Annotated in this window: 18 protein-coding genes; 6 read left to right on the top strand and 12 right to left on the bottom strand. The window is 35.7% G+C overall.

The genetic code is table 11. The features are described from left to right. The first annotated feature begins 25 nt into the window (after window positions 1–25). From recJ to EGH73_RS11055, 4 genes are read left to right on the top strand one after another with little or no spacing between them, the layout of a single operon-like run. Window positions 26–1,738, top strand: a complete 1,713-nt coding sequence (gene recJ, locus EGH73_RS11070; RefSeq protein ID WP_123281888.1) for a single-stranded-DNA-specific exonuclease RecJ — start codon at window positions 26–28, stop codon at window positions 1,736–1,738. 6 nt (window positions 1,739–1,744) lie between these two features. Beyond that, a complete protein-coding gene (gene nadD, locus EGH73_RS11065; protein ID WP_123281887.1) occupies window positions 1,745–2,341 on the top strand; it encodes a nicotinate (nicotinamide) nucleotide adenylyltransferase in 597 nt (198 codons plus the stop codon). Window positions 2,342–2,399: 58 nt separating this feature from the next. Continuing rightward, window positions 2,400–2,741, top strand: a complete 342-nt coding sequence (locus tag EGH73_RS11060) for a DUF3817 domain-containing protein (RefSeq protein ID WP_123281886.1) — start codon at window positions 2,400–2,402, stop codon at window positions 2,739–2,741. Window positions 2,742–2,796: 55 nt separating this feature from the next. Then, window positions 2,797–3,795, top strand: a complete 999-nt coding sequence (locus tag EGH73_RS11055; protein WP_123281885.1) for a 2-hydroxyacid dehydrogenase — start codon at window positions 2,797–2,799, stop codon at window positions 3,793–3,795. A 161-nt stretch (window positions 3,796–3,956) separates the two neighbouring features. Here EGH73_RS11055 and serS read toward each other — a convergent pair whose 3' ends face one another. The 12 genes from serS to EGH73_RS10995 all read right to left on the bottom strand — a co-directional run bounded on the left by serS (window position 3,957) and on the right by EGH73_RS10995 (window position 16,219). Next, complete coding sequence (serS, locus tag EGH73_RS11050) at window positions 3,957–5,228, bottom strand: serine--tRNA ligase (RefSeq protein ID WP_123281884.1); 1,272 nt, start codon at window positions 5,226–5,228, stop codon at window positions 3,957–3,959. Between the two features lie 97 nt (window positions 5,229–5,325). Then, a complete protein-coding gene (locus EGH73_RS11045; protein WP_123281883.1) occupies window positions 5,326–5,829 on the bottom strand; it encodes a hypothetical protein in 504 nt (167 codons plus the stop codon). A 26-nt stretch (window positions 5,830–5,855) separates the two neighbouring features. Further along, window positions 5,856–7,100, bottom strand: a complete 1,245-nt coding sequence (locus EGH73_RS11040) for an oligosaccharide flippase family protein (RefSeq protein WP_123281882.1) — start codon at window positions 7,098–7,100, stop codon at window positions 5,856–5,858. A gap of 2 nt (window positions 7,101–7,102) precedes the next feature. Beyond that, a complete protein-coding gene (locus EGH73_RS11035) occupies window positions 7,103–8,236 on the bottom strand; it encodes a glycosyltransferase (protein WP_123281881.1) in 1,134 nt (377 codons plus the stop codon). Window positions 8,237–8,259: 23 nt separating this feature from the next. After that, entirely contained in the window at window positions 8,260–8,748 is a 489-nt protein-coding gene (locus tag EGH73_RS11030; RefSeq protein WP_123281880.1) for a hypothetical protein, read from the bottom strand. 146 nt (window positions 8,749–8,894) lie between these two features. Then, complete coding sequence (locus EGH73_RS11025) at window positions 8,895–9,680, bottom strand: (Fe-S)-binding protein (RefSeq protein WP_123281879.1); 786 nt, start codon at window positions 9,678–9,680, stop codon at window positions 8,895–8,897. Window positions 9,681–9,731: 51 nt separating this feature from the next. Next, window positions 9,732–11,045: a 4Fe-4S dicluster domain-containing protein gene (locus EGH73_RS11020; protein ID WP_123281878.1), complete on the bottom strand. Its 1,314-nt coding sequence runs from the start codon at window positions 11,043–11,045 to the stop codon at window positions 9,732–9,734. Window positions 11,046–11,048: 3 nt separating this feature from the next. Next, on the bottom strand, window positions 11,049–11,996 hold the full coding sequence (locus tag EGH73_RS11015) for an MlaD family protein (protein WP_123281877.1): 948 nt from the start codon (window positions 11,994–11,996) through the stop codon (window positions 11,049–11,051). A 123-nt stretch (window positions 11,997–12,119) separates the two neighbouring features. Beyond that, window positions 12,120–14,264, bottom strand: a complete 2,145-nt coding sequence (locus tag EGH73_RS11010) for a peptidylprolyl isomerase (protein WP_123281876.1) — start codon at window positions 14,262–14,264, stop codon at window positions 12,120–12,122. Between the two features lie 129 nt (window positions 14,265–14,393). After that, a complete protein-coding gene (locus tag EGH73_RS11005; RefSeq protein WP_123281875.1) occupies window positions 14,394–14,996 on the bottom strand; it encodes a hypothetical protein in 603 nt (200 codons plus the stop codon). Window positions 14,997–15,013: 17 nt separating this feature from the next. After that, on the bottom strand, window positions 15,014–15,589 hold the full coding sequence (locus EGH73_RS11000; protein ID WP_123281874.1) for a hypothetical protein: 576 nt from the start codon (window positions 15,587–15,589) through the stop codon (window positions 15,014–15,016). Between the two features lie 72 nt (window positions 15,590–15,661). After that, window positions 15,662–16,219, bottom strand: coding sequence for an RNA polymerase sigma factor (locus tag EGH73_RS10995; protein ID WP_123281873.1), 558 nt, complete (start codon window positions 16,217–16,219; stop codon window positions 15,662–15,664). Between the two features lie 120 nt (window positions 16,220–16,339). On the opposite strand from EGH73_RS10995, the gene EGH73_RS10990 reads away from it, so the two are divergent. Continuing rightward, entirely contained in the window at window positions 16,340–17,089 is a 750-nt protein-coding gene (locus tag EGH73_RS10990) for a Rossmann-like and DUF2520 domain-containing protein (protein ID WP_123281872.1), read from the top strand. A gap of 57 nt (window positions 17,090–17,146) precedes the next feature. Next, a partial coding sequence (locus EGH73_RS10985) for a GLPGLI family protein (protein ID WP_148041703.1) occupies window positions 17,147–17,961 on the top strand: 815 nt, incomplete at its 3' end.

Here is a 17,961-nt window from a genome sequence, read left to right as displayed (position 1 = left end):
GTTTTTTTTATTTACATTTGTAGCTATGAGTCAAAAATGGATTTATAAACCCGAGCCTGATGAAGAAATTGTTGACGGACTGATTTCTTCGATTGGATTTGGAACTTTAGAATCCAAAATCCTGGTGCTACGCGAGATCGACAATTATCAGAAGGCCCGCGAATTCTTCAAACCAAACGGAACTGATATTCATAATCCTTTTCTGATGGCCGATATGCAAAATGCGGTAGAACGCATTGCTACAGCCATAGAAAACGGAGAAAAAATACTGGTGTATGGCGATTATGATGTGGATGGAACTACAGCTGTGGCTCTAATGTACCTTTACCTAAGCAAAATCGTTGATAAAAAATATCTTGATTTTTACATCCCAGACAGAAACGTGGAAGGGTATGGGATCTCAGATGAGGGAATTCATTTTGCAAAAGACAATGGATTTTCTCTGATCATAGCTTTAGACTGTGGGATCAAATCGGTTGATAAAATAGACCTTGCCAATTCTGTGGGTGTAGATTTTATCATCTGTGATCACCATTTGCCCGGAGACAAACTTCCCAAAGCAGTAGCCGTTCTGGATCCGAAGCGGAAAGACTGCCGTTATCCTTACAAAGAATTGAGTGGCTGTGGCGTTGGGTTCAAACTTTGCCAAGGTCTGAATACAATCTATAAAATCCCGGAAAGTGAACTTTTTGAATTGACCGATCTTTTAGCAATCAGTATTGCGTCTGATATTGTAGCAATGACCGGTGAAAATCGCGTGCTAGCAAAGCAAGGTCTTAAATTCCTGCGAAAAACAAGAAAATTTGGATTAAGGCTTTTGATTCCAGAAGAAAAATTGGCGCATTTCGAAATCTCAAATATTGTTTTTGACATTGCACCCAAAATCAATGCTGCAGGAAGAATTTCTCACGCCAAAGCTTCTGTGGAACTGATGATTTCCGACAACCTGAAACAGGCTCATCAAATCGTAAATGAAATTGTAAACCTGAATGATGAACGTCGCGAGATGGATATCAACATCACTCAGTCTGCGCTCAATCAAGTTTTGGAGTTGGAAAAAGTAGAACGTTACTCAACTATCGTTTATGATCCTAGCTGGAATAAAGGTGTAATTGGCATCGTTGCTTCTAGATTAATTGAAAATTATTACAAGCCAACACTGGTTTTTACCGAAGGAAATAACGGAGAAATGGTGGCTTCTGCAAGATCGGTTGCAGATTTTGATATTCACAAAGCGCTGGAATTTTGCTCAGATTTGTTTATGAAATTTGGTGGACATCAGGCTGCAGCAGGACTTTCCATGGAGAAAGAACATTTTGAGGAATTCAAGATTCGTTTTGAAGAATATGTAAAAATGAATATTCAGGAGCATCAGAAAGAACCATCAATCTACATAGACAGTGTGGTGAAACCGGAAGATCTGAACCGTGAGTTTTTCAATTTTCACAGAAAACTAGCCCCTTTTGGGCCTCAAAATATGAAACCTGTTCTTGTTCTTAAAAATGTGAAAGTGAATGGTTATGTAAGACTGATGGGAAAAGAAAACACACATCTCAAATTCAACATTCTGCAACCCACCACGGGAAGAAATATTGAATGTGTTGGTTTCCGCTTTGGTCAGTTTGCGGAAGATTTCAAGGTTAAAACTTTTGACCTCGCCTTCACTATAGAAGAAAACCATTGGAAAGGCAATGTCTCGCATTTTCTGAATATCCGTGATGTCAAATTTCATAACTAATCTATTGTGAAAAAAATCGGATTATTTTTCGGATCATTCAATCCTATTCATATTGGTCATTTGATTTTGGCTAATTATATTTTGGAACATTCTGACATGCAAGAATTGTGGTTTGTGGTGAGTCCTCAGAATCCTTTCAAAGACAAAAAATCTCTTTTGAAAGACCACAATCGTTTGGATATGGTTCAGCTGGCGATAAAAAATTATCCAAAGATGCGTGCTTCCAATGTTGAGTTTTCTTTGCCAACGCCAAGTTATACGATTGATACTTTGACTTACCTTCAGGAAAAACATCCGGATTATTCCTTTTCATTAATAATGGGAGAAGACAATTTGAAAAGTCTTCACAAATGGAAAAACTATGAGCTTCTTCTTAAAAATCATCAGATTATTGTTTATCCGAGAATCTTAGGTGAAGACATTTCGACTCCGCTCAATGTGACAGAATTGAAAAATCACGAAAACATCCATCAGATTGATGCGCCAATCATAGAATTGTCTGCAACAGAAATCAGAAATATGATTAAAGAAGGAAAAAATACACGACCAATGCTCCCACCTGAGGTTTTTGAATATTTGGATGGTTCTTCATTTTATAAATAGACAAATATCATCAACAAGTCTTTTTTTCTTTGTTCTCTAATCCTCTATCTTTGCAATAATGAACATCATAGAAAAATATTCCTCAAAATATCCAGAAGAAAAACTCATCAAATGGTTTAAGCAGGTTTGTCTTGCCGAAGCCGTTTCCTGGTTTCTTCTTTTTACAGCAATGATCTGGATCCGTGAAGATAAAGACGGGCTTTTACCTACGATTTACATCATCATCATCGGAAATATACACGGTCTTTTTTTTAGCTTGTACCTCATATTACTTTTACCCTGCAGGAAAATTTTTAATTGGGACGATGAAGATTTTATTTTCGCATTATGCTCTGCTTTTTTTCCTTTTGCCACAATTTGGGTAGATAAAAAATTAGCCAAAAAAAATCGTGTAGATTGATTTATTTCATTTAAATACAATCTTAATGTGAAAAAGGATTTCGTAACTTTATGCTATGAAAATTACATTCTTTTCTTCAAAACCATACGACAAGGAATTTTTTGACAAAGCGAATCGAAAATTTAATTTTGAGCTGGATTATTTCGAAACCCATCTTGGTCCTCACGTGCTCAATCTTATAGAAAATACCGATGCTGTTTGTGCATTTGTCAATGACAAATTGGATGCAGAAGTCTTGGAATCTTTGGCAAAAAAAGGCGTGAAATATATCGCCTTGAGATGTGCCGGTTTCAACAATGTGGATCTGGATTCTGCAAAACGTCTCGGACTGAGAGTCTCCAGAGTTCCTGCCTACTCTCCGGAAGCTGTAGCTGAACACGCAATGGCAATGATTCTCACGCTTAACAGAAAAACACACAAAGCTTACAACCGCGTTCGTGAACAGAATTTTGCTTTGAATGGATTAATGGGTTTTAATCTTTATCAGAAAACAATTGGCGTGATTGGAACTGGAAATATTGGCGCTTCTTTTGCAAAAATTGCGAAAGGTTTTGGAGCGAAAGTTTTAGCTTTTGATATTACAGAGAATCAAGAACTTAAACAACTTGGAATCGAATATGTTTCTCAGGAACAATTATTTTCAGAATCCGATATTGTTTCATTACATTGTCCGCTGATGGAATCTACACATCATTTGATTAATGAAGATTCTATCCAAAAAATGAAGCAAAATGTAATGATTATCAACACAAGCCGAGGCGGATTAATTGATACAAAAGCCGTAATCCACGGACTGAAATCCAAACACATTGGTTATCTAGGCATTGATGTCTATGAGCAGGAAGAGAAATTATTTTTCCGAGACCTTTCTCACACTATTATCGAGGATGATACAATTCAGCGTTTGATGAGTTTTCCTAATGTTCTGGTTACGGCGCATCAGGCATTCTTTACCCAGGAAGCTCTCGAACAGATTGCTAATTCTACATTATCCAGCCTTTCTCATTTTGAGAAGAATGAAGAATTTATAAATCAGAATGCTGTTTTACTTTAAGAAATAATGAATGTCCTTTTTTCATATGGGAAAAAATAATTATTTCTTCCACCAGAAGTAAGTAGCCGACACTCTCCTTCTATTAAAAAATGGGGTAAAATTTAATACAAAAAAAGTCGCAATGTGAATTTGCGACTTTCATTTTATTGATTCAATTTGAATTAATTGATTAGTTCAAATCTTGCATATTTTGCGATTTTCTTCGGTAATCTGATGCCTTCCGGCGTTTGGTTATTTTCCAGCAAAGCGGCCATAATTCTTGGTAAAGCCATTGCAGAACCATTCAAGGTGTGAACCAGCTGAGACTTACCTTCGTTTCCTTTATAACGGCATTTCAGACGATTGGCCTGGAAAGTTTCGAAATTGGAAACAGAACTAACTTCCAACCATTTTTCCTGAGCAGCACTCCAAACCTCGAAATCATAGGTCATTGCAGAAGCAAAACCAGTGTCACCACCGCAAAGTCTAAGAATTCTGTAAGGCAATTCTAGATCTTCCAAAATGGATTTAATATGATCTACCATTTCTTCCAAAACAGCGTAGGAATTCTCTGGTTTCTCGATTCTCACAATTTCCACCTTTTCGAATTGGTGAAGCCTGTTAAGCCCTCTCACATGCGCCCCGTAGCTTCCTGCTTCTCTTCTGTAACACTGTGAAAAAGCCGTATTCTTGATTGGCAAATCTTTTTCGTCCAACAAAACATCACGGTAGATATTGGTAACAGACACCTCGGCTGTTGGAATCAGATACAAATCATCTGCTCCTACATAATACATCTGTCCCTCTTTATCAGGCAATTGCCCTGTTCCGTAACAAGAAGCTTCATTCACCACGTGAGGCGGATTCACTTCCAGATAACCGGCATCTGTGTTCTTGTCAAGAAAATAGTGAACCAAAGCTCTCTGTAAACGTGCACCTTTTCCCAGATAAACAGGAAAACCAGCGCCAGCGATTTTAACTCCCAATTCAAAATCGATAAGATTATATTTTTTTGCCAATTCCCAATGTGGAATTGCACCTTCGCCAAGACCTTCTACCGTAGTAGATTCATAAACAATCTCGTTGTCATCAGCAGAAACACCGGCAACTACTTTTTCGTTCGGAATATTGGGAAGCTGATACAATATATTGAGAAGATTTTTCTCAATATCTTTCAACTGGGACTCTAATTCTTTGCTTGATTCTTTGTATTGCGATGTTTTGGATTTTGCAGCTTCGGCTTCCTGTTTTTTACCGTCTTTCATCATCATTCCGATTTCTTTCGAAATTTTGTTCATCTCGGAAAGTTGTGAATCCAGCTCGAATTGCAGCTTTTTTCTTTCGTCGTCAGCAGCAATTGCAGCATCGACCAAATCTAGTTCCTTGAAGTTTCTTTTCTTCAAGCCTTCCAAAACGCGCTCTTTGTTCTCGCGCAAAAAATTAACCTGTAACATTTTTGTTGGGTGTTAGGTGTTTGGTATTGGATGTATTAGCGTAATTTTAATCATAGCGCTTCCATCATCCAACATTAGTTGTACAAATTTAATGATTTTATTTCACGATTGTGATAATGTTCGGCTGTCCAGGTACTTTTGTGAACTTCAGTTCATCATTGTACCAGACTTTTGATAATTCGAAAAGCGAGGGAGTCCATTTATAGTGGATTTCAATGGTATCGTCATCATTCACTGCCTGCGTATTAACTGTTTTTGAATATCGGATAATAAATTTTGAATAATAAGTTTTCTGCTCCGGACTAATAGAGTCTTTCAACAATCTGGTAGCGCCACCAGCATAATCCAGATAAGTGGTATCTGTCACATCCTTTAACAAGCTTGATCCAGATACAGTGGTGAGTGCTGTCTCACTGAGAAGATCCAGTAAGGTGACGGAAGAATAAGATCCTTCCAGCTCGGAATCTAGAAGATCGTTACCATCCTGACTTTTGACGTAAAGATTCAGCACTTGGTCTATGACCTGATAATCATTATCATCCCCACGGCATGAAAACAACAAAATTATGGCTAGGAGAATTATGGATGTTCTTAGTTTCATCTTTGCAAAGATAATTCTAAAATTATTTATTGTGTAAGTTTCTTCAGATAATTCCTGAAGAAAATTAAGTATGCTGAGCCTTCCCATATTAAAACCAGAGATAGAGAAAAGCCCATTCCTATTATTCCAAAAGTATTAACTAAAAAATAGGCTGTAACACAAAGAATCATTAATGATATAAGAGAAACCCAAGTATTAACTTCAATTTTTCCTACTGCTGGCAAAAGGTTTCCAAACAGATTTCTGGAAAGCATCGCAAAAGTAAAGCCGAATAGCAAAATCATCATCAGATTACTGTTATCTGAATAATTGGTTCCAAAGAAGAGTTTCAGTAGAAGATCTTTAAAAGTGTAAAAAAAACCTAATATTAATATACAAATTGGGATAAATATTTTGTAGTAATTCCTGATATAAGAAATAAGGAAATTTTTATTTTGATAATTTTTTGATAATAGCGGATAATCACTCTGCATAAAACTTATAGCCAAAACAGTAATGTTAGATGGCAATAAAATTGCCACCTTATAATTGGCAACTGCACTTTCGTTCATTATAAATCCAAGAAGCATTACATCTAATGAGAATAAGGTTTCTGAAATGACAGATGTTGCTGCTGTAAAAATCCCAAATCGCCACATTTCTTTTTTATTCTCGTAAACAATACTTTTTGCAGAAAACATCTCTTTTTTTAGCCAAAATAAAGAGAGATAAGGGACTAATGCTATTGCCAGAAGGTAACCATAAAATTTAAATAAGTATGTAAGTACTAACAGCAAAACAAAACCTCCAATATTAATTGCATTGCTAACTTTTGCAAATACGTCATTTTTTCCATTGATCCGGTAATAAGTCTGGATATGATTTGACAGGTAAAAACCCATTAACCTAATGCCAAAAAACAGAAAGATAATGATGATATTTTCATATTTTAGGGCATAAAATAGAGAAATTCCCACAAATATAACTATTAGGATAATCTCATTAAAAATCCCTTTGAAAAAAAGATATGATGACAGATTTTGCTTGTTCTCCTTTTCTGAAATCGAGCCATATCTCAAAAGTATCTGGTTACTGCCAAAACCTGAAAAGGGTAAAAAAATAGCACAGACAGACATAACAATACTAAGAATACCATATTCGTTTTCTGGTAGTAATCTTATAATAACAAGAGAGCCAAGAAATCCACAGATTTTAGCTATCAAAAAAGAAAAAAAGACGTGATGCCCTTTGTTGCTAAAAAATCTGCTTAAAAATTCTTTCAAACCGCCCATAATTATGCTATAGCTGGCTTACCAATCTTAATATAAACTTCGGTAAATTGATTACTTATAATATCCTTAGAAAAATTATCAATAACAAAATCCCTTAAGACTTCCGGCTTATTGAAAGTGATTTTATTTTCTATAAAATTTTGCATTGATTGATACAATTCCTGCTCATTAGCTTTTTCAATCAAAACACCTAATCCCGGTTTTATAAACTCTGGAACACCACCCACTGAAGTCGCAATAACCGGTTTTCCGCAAGCATAAGACTCCAATATCACACAACCCTGAGTTTCATTATCACTAAATAAAATGAAACAATCTGAAGCCTGCATTTTTTCCGCAACTTCTGCATAGCTGATTTCATCAAAAATCGAGATATATTCCTCAGCATTTAGTTTTTGTACCAATCTTCTTAGTGTTGCTGTATCACCATCTCCACCGATTTCCAATGATACATCGTAACCATTAACTTTTAACTGATGAACGGTTTCAATGATTTTATCAGGTCTTTTTCGTGGAATAAGGCTGGAAACATGAAGAAATCTTGTTGATTTATTTCCATTAGTTTGTCTGATCTGAAAAACATCTGTATTAACAACATTAGAAATGACTTTCATCGGTGTTTTGATTCCGAGCATTTTCAAACTCTTTTTCAGATTTTCGCTGACGGGGAAAATGTAATCTGCGTGCTTCGCAATGAATTTTGCGATTCGCTTTATGTTGGCAGAGGTCTTATAAAGATTCTCTTCCTGAAGCGCCGTCCAGTGTTCGGAAATTACAAACGGAATTTTATATTTTTTCTTGAGATAGACCGCAAACAGCATATTGTTATGAAGAACGTTACCATGTACCAATTCGGGCTTTTGCATTTTAGAAAAACCCATTTTATATGCTTTCATTCGTCGAAGGAAATTCTGAAGCGGATTTTTGGAGTTTTTGTAATAGACAACTAACGTTCTGATTCCATTAATGATTTTATCATCAAAAACGAAAGTTTCTGTCTGTTTAAAATCGCCAATCGTATGAAGGATTTCGACCTCATGTTTCAAGGCTACTGCTTCGGCGTGGCGCTGTACGAAATTCCCATTGGTAGGTTCCAGCTTATTGGGAAACCAAGAAGAAATAAAAAGTATTTTCAACCCTTAATTAATTTAGATCATAATTAAGAAATAGATGCCGCCCAGCTTCTTGCAAAAGGCTGAAGAAAATGGCTCAGAAAATCGAGATAGGTATTTTTTGAAAAATCAAAAACCTCTATATCTTTAGACAATTCGCCATTTCTGATTTTGCTTTTAAAATCAGCTAACTTCAGGGTTTTAACTTCGCCATTTTCAACATAGCTCGCCTTCATTCTGTCAAATAATCCAAGATTGAACTCAGTGTCCAAGTCTCTCATAATTTTGCCCAGCGCGTCGATACTGCAGCCGGAAGCCGCTTCTTTTTCTTCATCTACACAAATGACTATAAACTGGTTTTTTTCAATCTTGAAAGAGGATGACAAAGGTTTACCGTGTGCTGCCCAGCCTGAAAGAAAATCATATAACTTTTCGGCTATTATTTTGCTCTCCTTAGCTGTAAAAGGTCTGGAAGCAGGATAAATAATTACTCGGTAATCGTTTGTTTCAACAATATTAGATTCTTCAATTTTCATAATATCTTTTTATTTAAAAAATAGAATCACATTCTGCAATTTCATTTTCGTCAATCAAAGTATAAAATTACGGATTTTAATTCAATTAGTGGTAAAAGCAAAAAACCTCAGATTTTCTGAGGTTTTACTTTTTTAATGATGACAATCTAAAGATCTTCTGCTTCCGCTAAAAGCTCCACAATATCTTTTACTTCGACTTCGGCATTTTTATTAAAATGCTTTACACCGTCCGTCATCATTGTATTACAAAACGGACATCCCGTTGCTATTACTTTTGGCTCAAAAGATAGCGCCTCTTCAGTTCTCTCAATATTAATATCCTTGTTCCCTTTTTCGGGCTCTTTGAACATCTGTGCACCACCGGCTCCGCAGCATAAACCATTCGTTTTGCAACGTTTCATTTCTACGAGTTCTGCATCTAGTTTTTCCAGAAGCATCCTTGGTGCTTCATATTCATCATTAGCTCTGCCCAGATAACAAGGATCGTGGAAGGTAATTTTTTTCCCTTTGAAACTTCCGCCTTCTATTTTCAATCTTCCTTCATTCATCAAGTCTTTGAGGAATTGTGTATGATGCAAAACCTCATAATTCCCACCCAGACTTGGATATTCATTCTTAAGAGTATTGAAGCAGTGAGGACAGGCCGTTACGATTTTTTTGACATCATAAGCGTTCAGAATTTCGATGTTCGTCAAAGCCATCATCTGGAACACAAACTCATTTCCAGCACGTTTTGCAGGATCACCTGTGCAGGATTCTTCCTGACCAAGTACCGCAAATTCTACTCCGATTTTATTTAAAATTTTGCAGAATGCTTTGGTTATTTTTTTTGCACGATCATCAAAACTTCCGGCGCAGCCTACCCAGAAAAGAACTTCCGGAGATTTGCCTTCCGCAGCGTAATCCGCCATTGTTTTTATAGTGAAATCCATTTGTTGTAAAATGTATTTTGTATTGATTTAAAATGAAATCTTACTTAAAGATTAATCTTTCGCCCAATTCAAACGATCCGCCTGATTATACTGCCAAGGGGCAGCATTATTCTCCACATTGGTCATCATCAAGTTCAGCTCCTGAGGCGCTGCAGACTGCTCCATCACAAGGAATCTCCTCATCTCGAAAATAATGGACAATGGATCAATCAGAACAGGACAAGCTTCTACACAAGCGTTGCAGGTAGTACAAGCCCAGAGTTCTTCTTTAGTAATGTAGTCATTGAGAAGTTTTCTGCCATCATCCACAAACTTTCCATTCTTGTTGATATTTTTGCCTACTTCTTCCAGTCTGTCTCTTGTTTTCATCATTATCGCCCTAGGAGACAGTTTCTTTCCTGTGATATTAGCCGGGCAAACTGAAGTACATCTTCCGCACTCTGTGCAAGAATAAGCACTTAAAAGCTGATGTTGGTTAAGATCAAAAATATCTTCGGCTCCGAATTTAGACGGTGCTTCTTCTGCCCCTTCCGCTGGAACTGCATATGGATCTGCGTTTGGATCCATCATCAATTTGATTTCTTTAGTAACAGAATCTAGATTATTAAATTTTCCTTTCTTTTCAAGATTCGCAAACCAAGTATTTGGGAATGCAAAAATGATATGAAGATGTTTTGAATAATAAAGATAATTCATAAAGAATAAGATCCCAACGAAATGAAACCACCATGCAAACTTCTCGATAATATGAAGCGTTTCCACATTCATATTCTGGAAAAATGGAAACAGGTGTGAGGATATTGGAAAATTACCTGCAAAACGATCAGAATCAGCAAAATAATCCGCGCCGTTCATGGTAAAAAAAGCTACCATCAAAGCGAATTCTATAATCAAAATCCAGTTGGCATCTTGTTTTGGCCACCCGGACAATTCTTTCATAGTCAATCTCTTCACCCCATAGAAATTTCTTCTGATGAAAAATATCACAACAGCCACTACTACCAACAAGGCTAATATTTCCAATGTGACTGTAAAAAAAGAATAGAATGCTTCTCCTAAAACACCTTGAAGGAAACGGTGTGTACCGAAAATTCCGTCGATAATAATTTCAAGAAGTTCAATATTGATTATGACGAATCCAACGTAAACAAAGATGTGTAAAATCCCTGCAATGGGTCTTTTTACCATTTTGCTCTGCCCAAGAGCGACACGAGCCATTGTTGCCCATCGCTCTGCTGGTCTGTCTGTACGGTTAATTTCTTTACCCAGCTTTATATTACGGTAAAGTTCCTTTAGGCTTTTTGCAAATAATCCAAAGCCAGCAATCAGGAGAATCAGAAAGATTACATTGTCAATATATTGCATATATTAGTCTTTATTATTCTTACCAAAAACAGAGAAATTAACGTAACGTTTAGGGTTTGCCTTAAGATCTTCTACCAATTTATTAAGGTTGTCTGCTGTTCTTGTCAGATTATTGTAAAGTTCATCATCTTTGGTCAATTTACCAAGTGAACCGTCCCCGTTTTGTATGCCGGAAATAACGTTATTAATCTTAGTAGCCGTTTTACTAAACTCGTCAATTGTTAGATTGAGTTTATCCACATCTACTTTCTCTGCAACTTTACCATATTTTTCTACGGTTGCATTGGTTGTAAGAAGCATTTTATTGGCATTGCCAATAGCTTCGTGCAATCCATTTTCATTAGAAGCTAAAATTCGGTTGGTTTGATCTGCTGTTCCCTTAAATGCAGCAACTGTCTGATTTAAATTAGCAAGTAGCAATTTAATTTCTCTTCTGTTTTGCTCATCTACTATTTTGTTTGTACTGGCTAATGTAGAATCCAATTTGAGAAGAACTCCCGAAAGCTGGTCTTTTACAGGTTTTACCTGGGAAGATAGAGAATTAAGCATGGAAAGCTGATAATTCCCCTTCAGTGTATCACCGTCTTTGGCTGTTGCACCACCATAAAAAAGATTGATTTTCATTTCTTTTCCAGACATCAGACCAGGTTCAAAAATTTCCACTGTAGAATTTTTAGAAAACTCAAAAGTATCATCTATAGTTAGCTTTACTACAAAATGCAATTTACCTCCTTTCGTAATTGGTTTTATTTCATCTACCTGACCTACTTTAAGGCCGTTGATTGATACCGGATTGGAAACCTGAAGACCTTCTACATTGTCATATTTAGCATAGAAAACATTATCTGTAGTGAAGAGATTTTTCCCTTTCATAAACTGATAAAGTATCACGAAACTTATTATAGCAAAAATTGCGATCAATCCTGCTTTTAATTCTTTACTTAACTTCACGTTTGTTGTTTTTAGTAATTAGTAATTAGCAAATATATGAATATTGGTTTTATTAATAGAAAAAATAAAAAACAACAAAAGCGACAATTATGCCGCTTTTGAATATTTTGGAAAATCTTGGAATTACTGTTGAGCAGTTTTATCCCAAACGTCTATTCTATAATCTTTTATATCAGCGTTATCCTGCAGACTCTTTAAGAAAGATCCTGTAAATTGCTGAGCGTTTTGCTGCGCCATTGACTGTATAATTTGTTTAACATCTCCTGGCAATTTGTTCGTAGTAACAGATTTTTTAACAACAAGATAAACACCCGTCATTCCCTCAATCGGCTGAGATAATTTATTGTTTGTCAATCCGAATGCAGCTCCTGCCACTCTAGGCTCCATCGAACCATTTACAGATGGGTTAAACAAGTTTACAACAGCATTTGCTTTTGTAGTTCCGAAAGCTTTTGCAGCCTGATCCAGACTACTGTATTTTCCAGAGTTAATTTTTTCGATAATAGATTTAGCAAGAAGTTTATTTTTTACAATCGGCTCAATCTGATTTCTTACAGTCTCAGGATCCGCAAGGCCTTCATCTTGCTTCCCAACAACATAAGCTACAATTCTGTCACCTGTACCTTCTACCGTAAAAATATCCGTATCACCTATATTTCTTTTCTTGTCAAACGCCCAAGAAATAATATCACTATCTTTATCTGTACCAAGTCCTGGAAGTGTACCTTGGAATCTACCCACAGTTTTTGGATTGTCAAATCGATATTTATTTTTCTCAGCAAGATTTTTAAATTGATTGAAGCTTTTTCCTTCAGTTTGCTGAATGAATCTTGTAGCCTGTGTCAATACCTGATTCTCAGTTTTATCAGAAGCTTTTACATTTTTCGCAAGGTGAGCGATTTTGTACGTCATTGAACCAGATTTCTTATCCTCGACATTTATGATATGATATCCGAAAGATGTCTCTGCAAGACCTGTTGTTCCTTTTGGATTATCAGCCAAAAATTTAAGATATCCGGGCGCAAATGGCGAAGTTAGAGTCGTCCATCCCACACTACCGTTTCTTTCAACAGCATTAGGCTCATCAGATAATTTCAGACCATCTGCAAATTTTGCAGGATCTGCTTTGATTACTGCTAGCAAGCTATCTGCAATCTTTTTAGCCGCTTCTTTTGTTCTGGTAGCGGTAGAACGCTCAGCACCTTTATAAGCGATTAAGATATGTTTTGATTGTGTAGAATCTGATGCTTTTTTGTCTAACAATTTAGATACTACATAAAGATTCTGCTCTTTATATGGGCCAAATGTCTGACCGATTGTAGCAGTAGCAATTTTATCTTTAATACCCTGTGGAACCTGATTTAACCCAACATACTGAGGAATGAAAGGAACATCGGAATTTAACTCTACGAACATAGAATCGTTCTTTGTATTCTGGAAATTTTCTGCTCCATTAGAAGCATCTGTTCCCTTTAGGTACAATTTGTTGATCTCGTTCAAAGTGGCAGCATCATCCTGAGCACTTGGCGTTGCAGGGAAATAAGCATAAGCTAAATTTCTGCTAGCAGTCGCTTTAAACCTTGTTGGATGTAGTTTGATATAGTCTGCAAGATCCTGAGTGGTAACTTTCACATTGTTTTTTTTGGAAAACTCCAAGTAATCCACTTTTACAAAATCGATATTAACCATTTCATCACGAAATTTCATCATCAGCTCCGCTTCTTTTTTGCTTACTGTGATACCAGCTGTTACATTTCCGAAAAGCATTCTTGCCATCATTCGGTACTCGATTGCTTTTTTGTTCTTCAGCCAGAAATTATAATTCTCGGGGTTTGTAGCCTGTGCTTTTTCAATTTCGCTTTTTATTTCTTGCAATTTGAAGTTACCTTTTTCATCAAAATATTGCTGATTCTGAGCAAAAATAGGATCATATTGAAGCTGGCTCCAGAAAATCTCATCTGTAAGCTTAAGCCCCATTTTTTCGAACTGCTGCTTGATTAATTTGGACTGAACAAGAATCTGCCAAGCCTGCTCTTCAAGACCTTTGGTTGGTTGACCTTGTTGCTGAGCCTGTTGCTGCATAATGAAAAGCTGGTCATTAAGCTCATCTCTTGTGATTTCTTCTCCATTAACCTTTCCAAGAATATTCGGGTTTTTACCAAAAACCTTGTCAATAGTATCCGGATTTACCAAGAAAGCCAAAAGTGCTAATGCAATAACGCCAACTAACAGCCACGATCTTTTTCTAATTTCGCCTAAAATTGCCATCTTTATATTAAATGTTTATAATCAGTCTGCGAAAATACATATTTTTAACAGAATAGGAAAAATTATTTCGAAACATTTGTGAATGTGCGACATAAAACAGAAAAACCTCTAAAATCTAGAGGTTTTGAATCAATTGCTGTTCTTTTTATCAAGTACTTTTTCTCGCATTTTTCCTTCTGTTTGGAATAACTTTAAGACTTGTTGCGGTGTAAGAATTTTTAAAAATTTGTCAGCATAAGTTCTTCTGTTGTTGAGAAGTTGCTGACCAACATCAAAACTTTGATTAAGTCTTCTTGTCGCTTCTTCATCAGAAAGATTTGCTATATTATTTTCTACAAGAAATTTTTCTTTAATCTGTTTTTGATTAGTTTGATATTCAGCATAAAGCGCTTTGAATTCGTCTTGCTTATCTGCTGAAATGTCAATATCATCGATAACGATATTCTCCTTCATCTTCTGTAGAAACATAGAACGTTCCTTTGTAGACATATTATTTACGACATCTCTTTTCTCTTGTGTATTCATAGTTCTCCACTCAGAAGTTCTGGGAATATTGGTCTGTCTTTGTAAAGTTCCAACCGGTGATAATGCCGATGCAGAACTGCCAGGTAAACTAGAATTCGAACCCGATTGAGACCTTAAATTTGTTGTCCCGGATCTTCTGTCTTGTCCACTAACTGTGTGAGCAGAAAAGAATCCGGCAATTAAAATAGTCAATAACAATTTTTTCATTTCTCTCTATTTTGTTATTAATTATAAAGATCAAGATAAACATCTTGCTCACTATTTCTATCTAAGTCTTTCAACTGGTCTGGCGTAAAAGCCACTAAAACCTTCTCCACTTCTGACTCCGATTTTCTTATAGTTTCTACAGCGTAATCTTGTCGGTCGGTATTATTATAATATTTTGCATTAGAAACAGTCATTTTTGCAGAAGCGATGTGATGATTTTTAACATTTTGTTTTTTGATAACATCTGTATGATGTTCTTCAGTCGCAGTAATATTTGCTAATTGTTCTGATGTATTGCTTTTAGGCTCATTAATATTATAAACAGAATCTACAATTGGTTTTTGACTAGCAAAACTTTGTGTTTCGGAAGAATTATCAACTCCTAAAAACGCTGTAAGTCCAGCAATCAAAACTACTGCTGCAGCAGCCATCCATTTGAAATTCAGAGAGAAAACTTTTGCTTCTTTCTGAACAACGGGAACTTTCTCTCCAATTGTTTTCGAAATCACGTGATCTTGAAGCATTTTGAAAAACTCATCTGAAGGTTCCGGATACGGCGTATTTCTGCTCAGTTTTTCTATATCAATTTTCATTTGCTCTTATTTAATTTTTCATTTGTCAAATGCTACGTCAAAGACGTTTCATAACATTATTCTATTATTCTTTTAAAACTCTTCCGAGTAGTTGTCTATTATATATTGTTCAACTTTATCTTTTGCGTAATGATAATTGGTCTTCAAAGTTCCGACGGACATATCCAGTATCTTAGAAATCTCCTCGTAAGGCAAATCATCATAATATCTCATATTGAAAACCAATTTCTGTTTTTCTGGCAAAGTTTGTATCGCTTGTTGCAACAAAACCTGGATTTCTTCTCCATCTTTGCCAGCATTATCAGCAACTAGATTCTGCATATAATATTCTGCATCTTCATCTGTTTTCTTAATCCGGTTCATTTTGTTGAGTTGTTGCAAAGCCTCGTTGGTTGCAATCCTGTAGAGCCAAGTGTACAATTTGCTATCACTCTTGAACTGATGAATGTTCTGATACGCTTTGATAAAAGTATCCTGTAAAACATCCTGAGCTTGGTCGTGATCCACAATCAAACGTCTGATATGCCAATAAAGGCGACTCTGATAGATATCCATCATCGCGCGCAAACCTTTCTCTACAGTTTGAGGTGCAGTTAAAAGCTTTACAATTTCCTCATCGTTGAGCTTCATTCAGATGTTTCGTTGTTTTGATTAAAAAATAAGACCAAAGTTAAATTTTTTTTTGAATTTTCCTTGAATTTATATTAAACGTAACGGTTTACACATTAGTCAAAACTTTATCTTTGTTGGATGAAAATAGTTATCATCGGCTCGGGAAATGTCGCCTTTCATCTTGCAAAAGCTTTTACCCAAAATAATATCGAAGTCAGTCAAATCTTTGGACGAAATGAAGTTGAATTGAATAAAATCTCGGAAGAACTAAATATTCCTTACTCTACAAAAGAATTAGCTGATGCCGATCTTTATTTGATTTCTGTTTCAGATTCGGCGGTTGAACAAGTTTCAGATTTAATCAAAACTGAAAAAGCTTTAGTTGCTCATACTTCCGGTTCTCTTCCACTAGAAATCCTGAAAGGCAATTACAGAAAAGCGAGCTTTTATCCTTTGCAGACTTTTTCTAAAACCAAAAACCTGGAATATTCCAAAATTCCTTTTTTTATTGAAGCTGAGAATCAGATTGATGAAAAATCATTATTTGAATTGGCGTCCCTTATTTCCGACCACGTTGAGACTTCGGATTATGAAAAGAGAAAATACATCCACTTGACTGCTGTTTTTGCCTGCAACTTTGTGAATCATCTTTTTGCAAGAGCTAAGGAAATCGCGGATTCACAGGATTTAGATTTCAATTATTTCATTCCATTAATTGATGAAACTGTGGAGAAAATTCATCATCTGGAACCAAAATTGGCACAAACAGGACCGGCCGTAAGAGGAGATGAAAGAGTTCTGAAACTCCACGAAGACTTGATTACTGATGAAGAACATTTGAAAATATATCAATTGATGAATGAATCAATAAAAAAAATGCATCAATAATTCTGTAACATTTTTCAGAATCTTGCACTAATTAGTCATAAACAAAAAAATAAAAGTATGAAATCTCTCAAAAAATTAGTCATTCTTCCTTTGTTATTATTAGGATTAATGGTTTCTGCACAAGAAACAGCCAACCGTTTCTTTTATGAATTAAGTTTCAAACCTAAAAAAGATTCAGCGAAAATTGATAAAGTGATGACGGTGTTAGATATTAACGCAAAAAAATCGATTTATCAAGATTTTACTATTCCAGCACAAGATTCTATCATCAAGAAAACAGTTGAGGATATGGAAAAATCAGGCACTTTTGTTGATATTATGAAAACCATAAAAATGCCTAAATTCAGTTATAAAGTTTACAAGACTTATCCAGATATGAAGGAATTATATACTGATATGATAAGTAGAAAATTCTTTGGATTTGAAGAAGAATTAAAATTCGATTGGAAAATTACAACTAATAAAGAAAAGGTTGGAACTTATAATACTCAGAAAGCAACTACTGAATTTGGTGGAAGAAAATGGACTGCGTGGTTCTCGCCCGATATACCTTTCCAAGATGGGCCGTATAAATTCTACGGATTACCAGGATTAATTGTAAAAATCGAAGACGAGGGCAAAAACTACTCTTGGTTATTATCGGGAAATAAAAAAATAGATAATTACAGCGAAAAAACTGAATCTGATAAAATCAATGAAAAATACGGCGTTAATTATACGCCAACAATAACATCAAAAGATAAATTTGAGAAATCTTATAATGCCTATAAAAAAGACCCCCTTGCAGAAATGCGCCCCTATTTAACTCAAGAAGCTATGAGTAAACCAATGCCTGGTGGAAATGGACAAACAGGGATCAATCTCAAACCTTG

The organism is Epilithonimonas hominis (genome assembly GCF_003730015.1).
Classification (GTDB): Bacteria; Bacteroidota; Bacteroidia; order Flavobacteriales; family Weeksellaceae; genus Epilithonimonas; species Epilithonimonas hominis.
The sequence above is the reverse complement of the archived record's forward strand: the minus strand, read 5'-3'. Positions and strand labels throughout refer to the sequence as shown.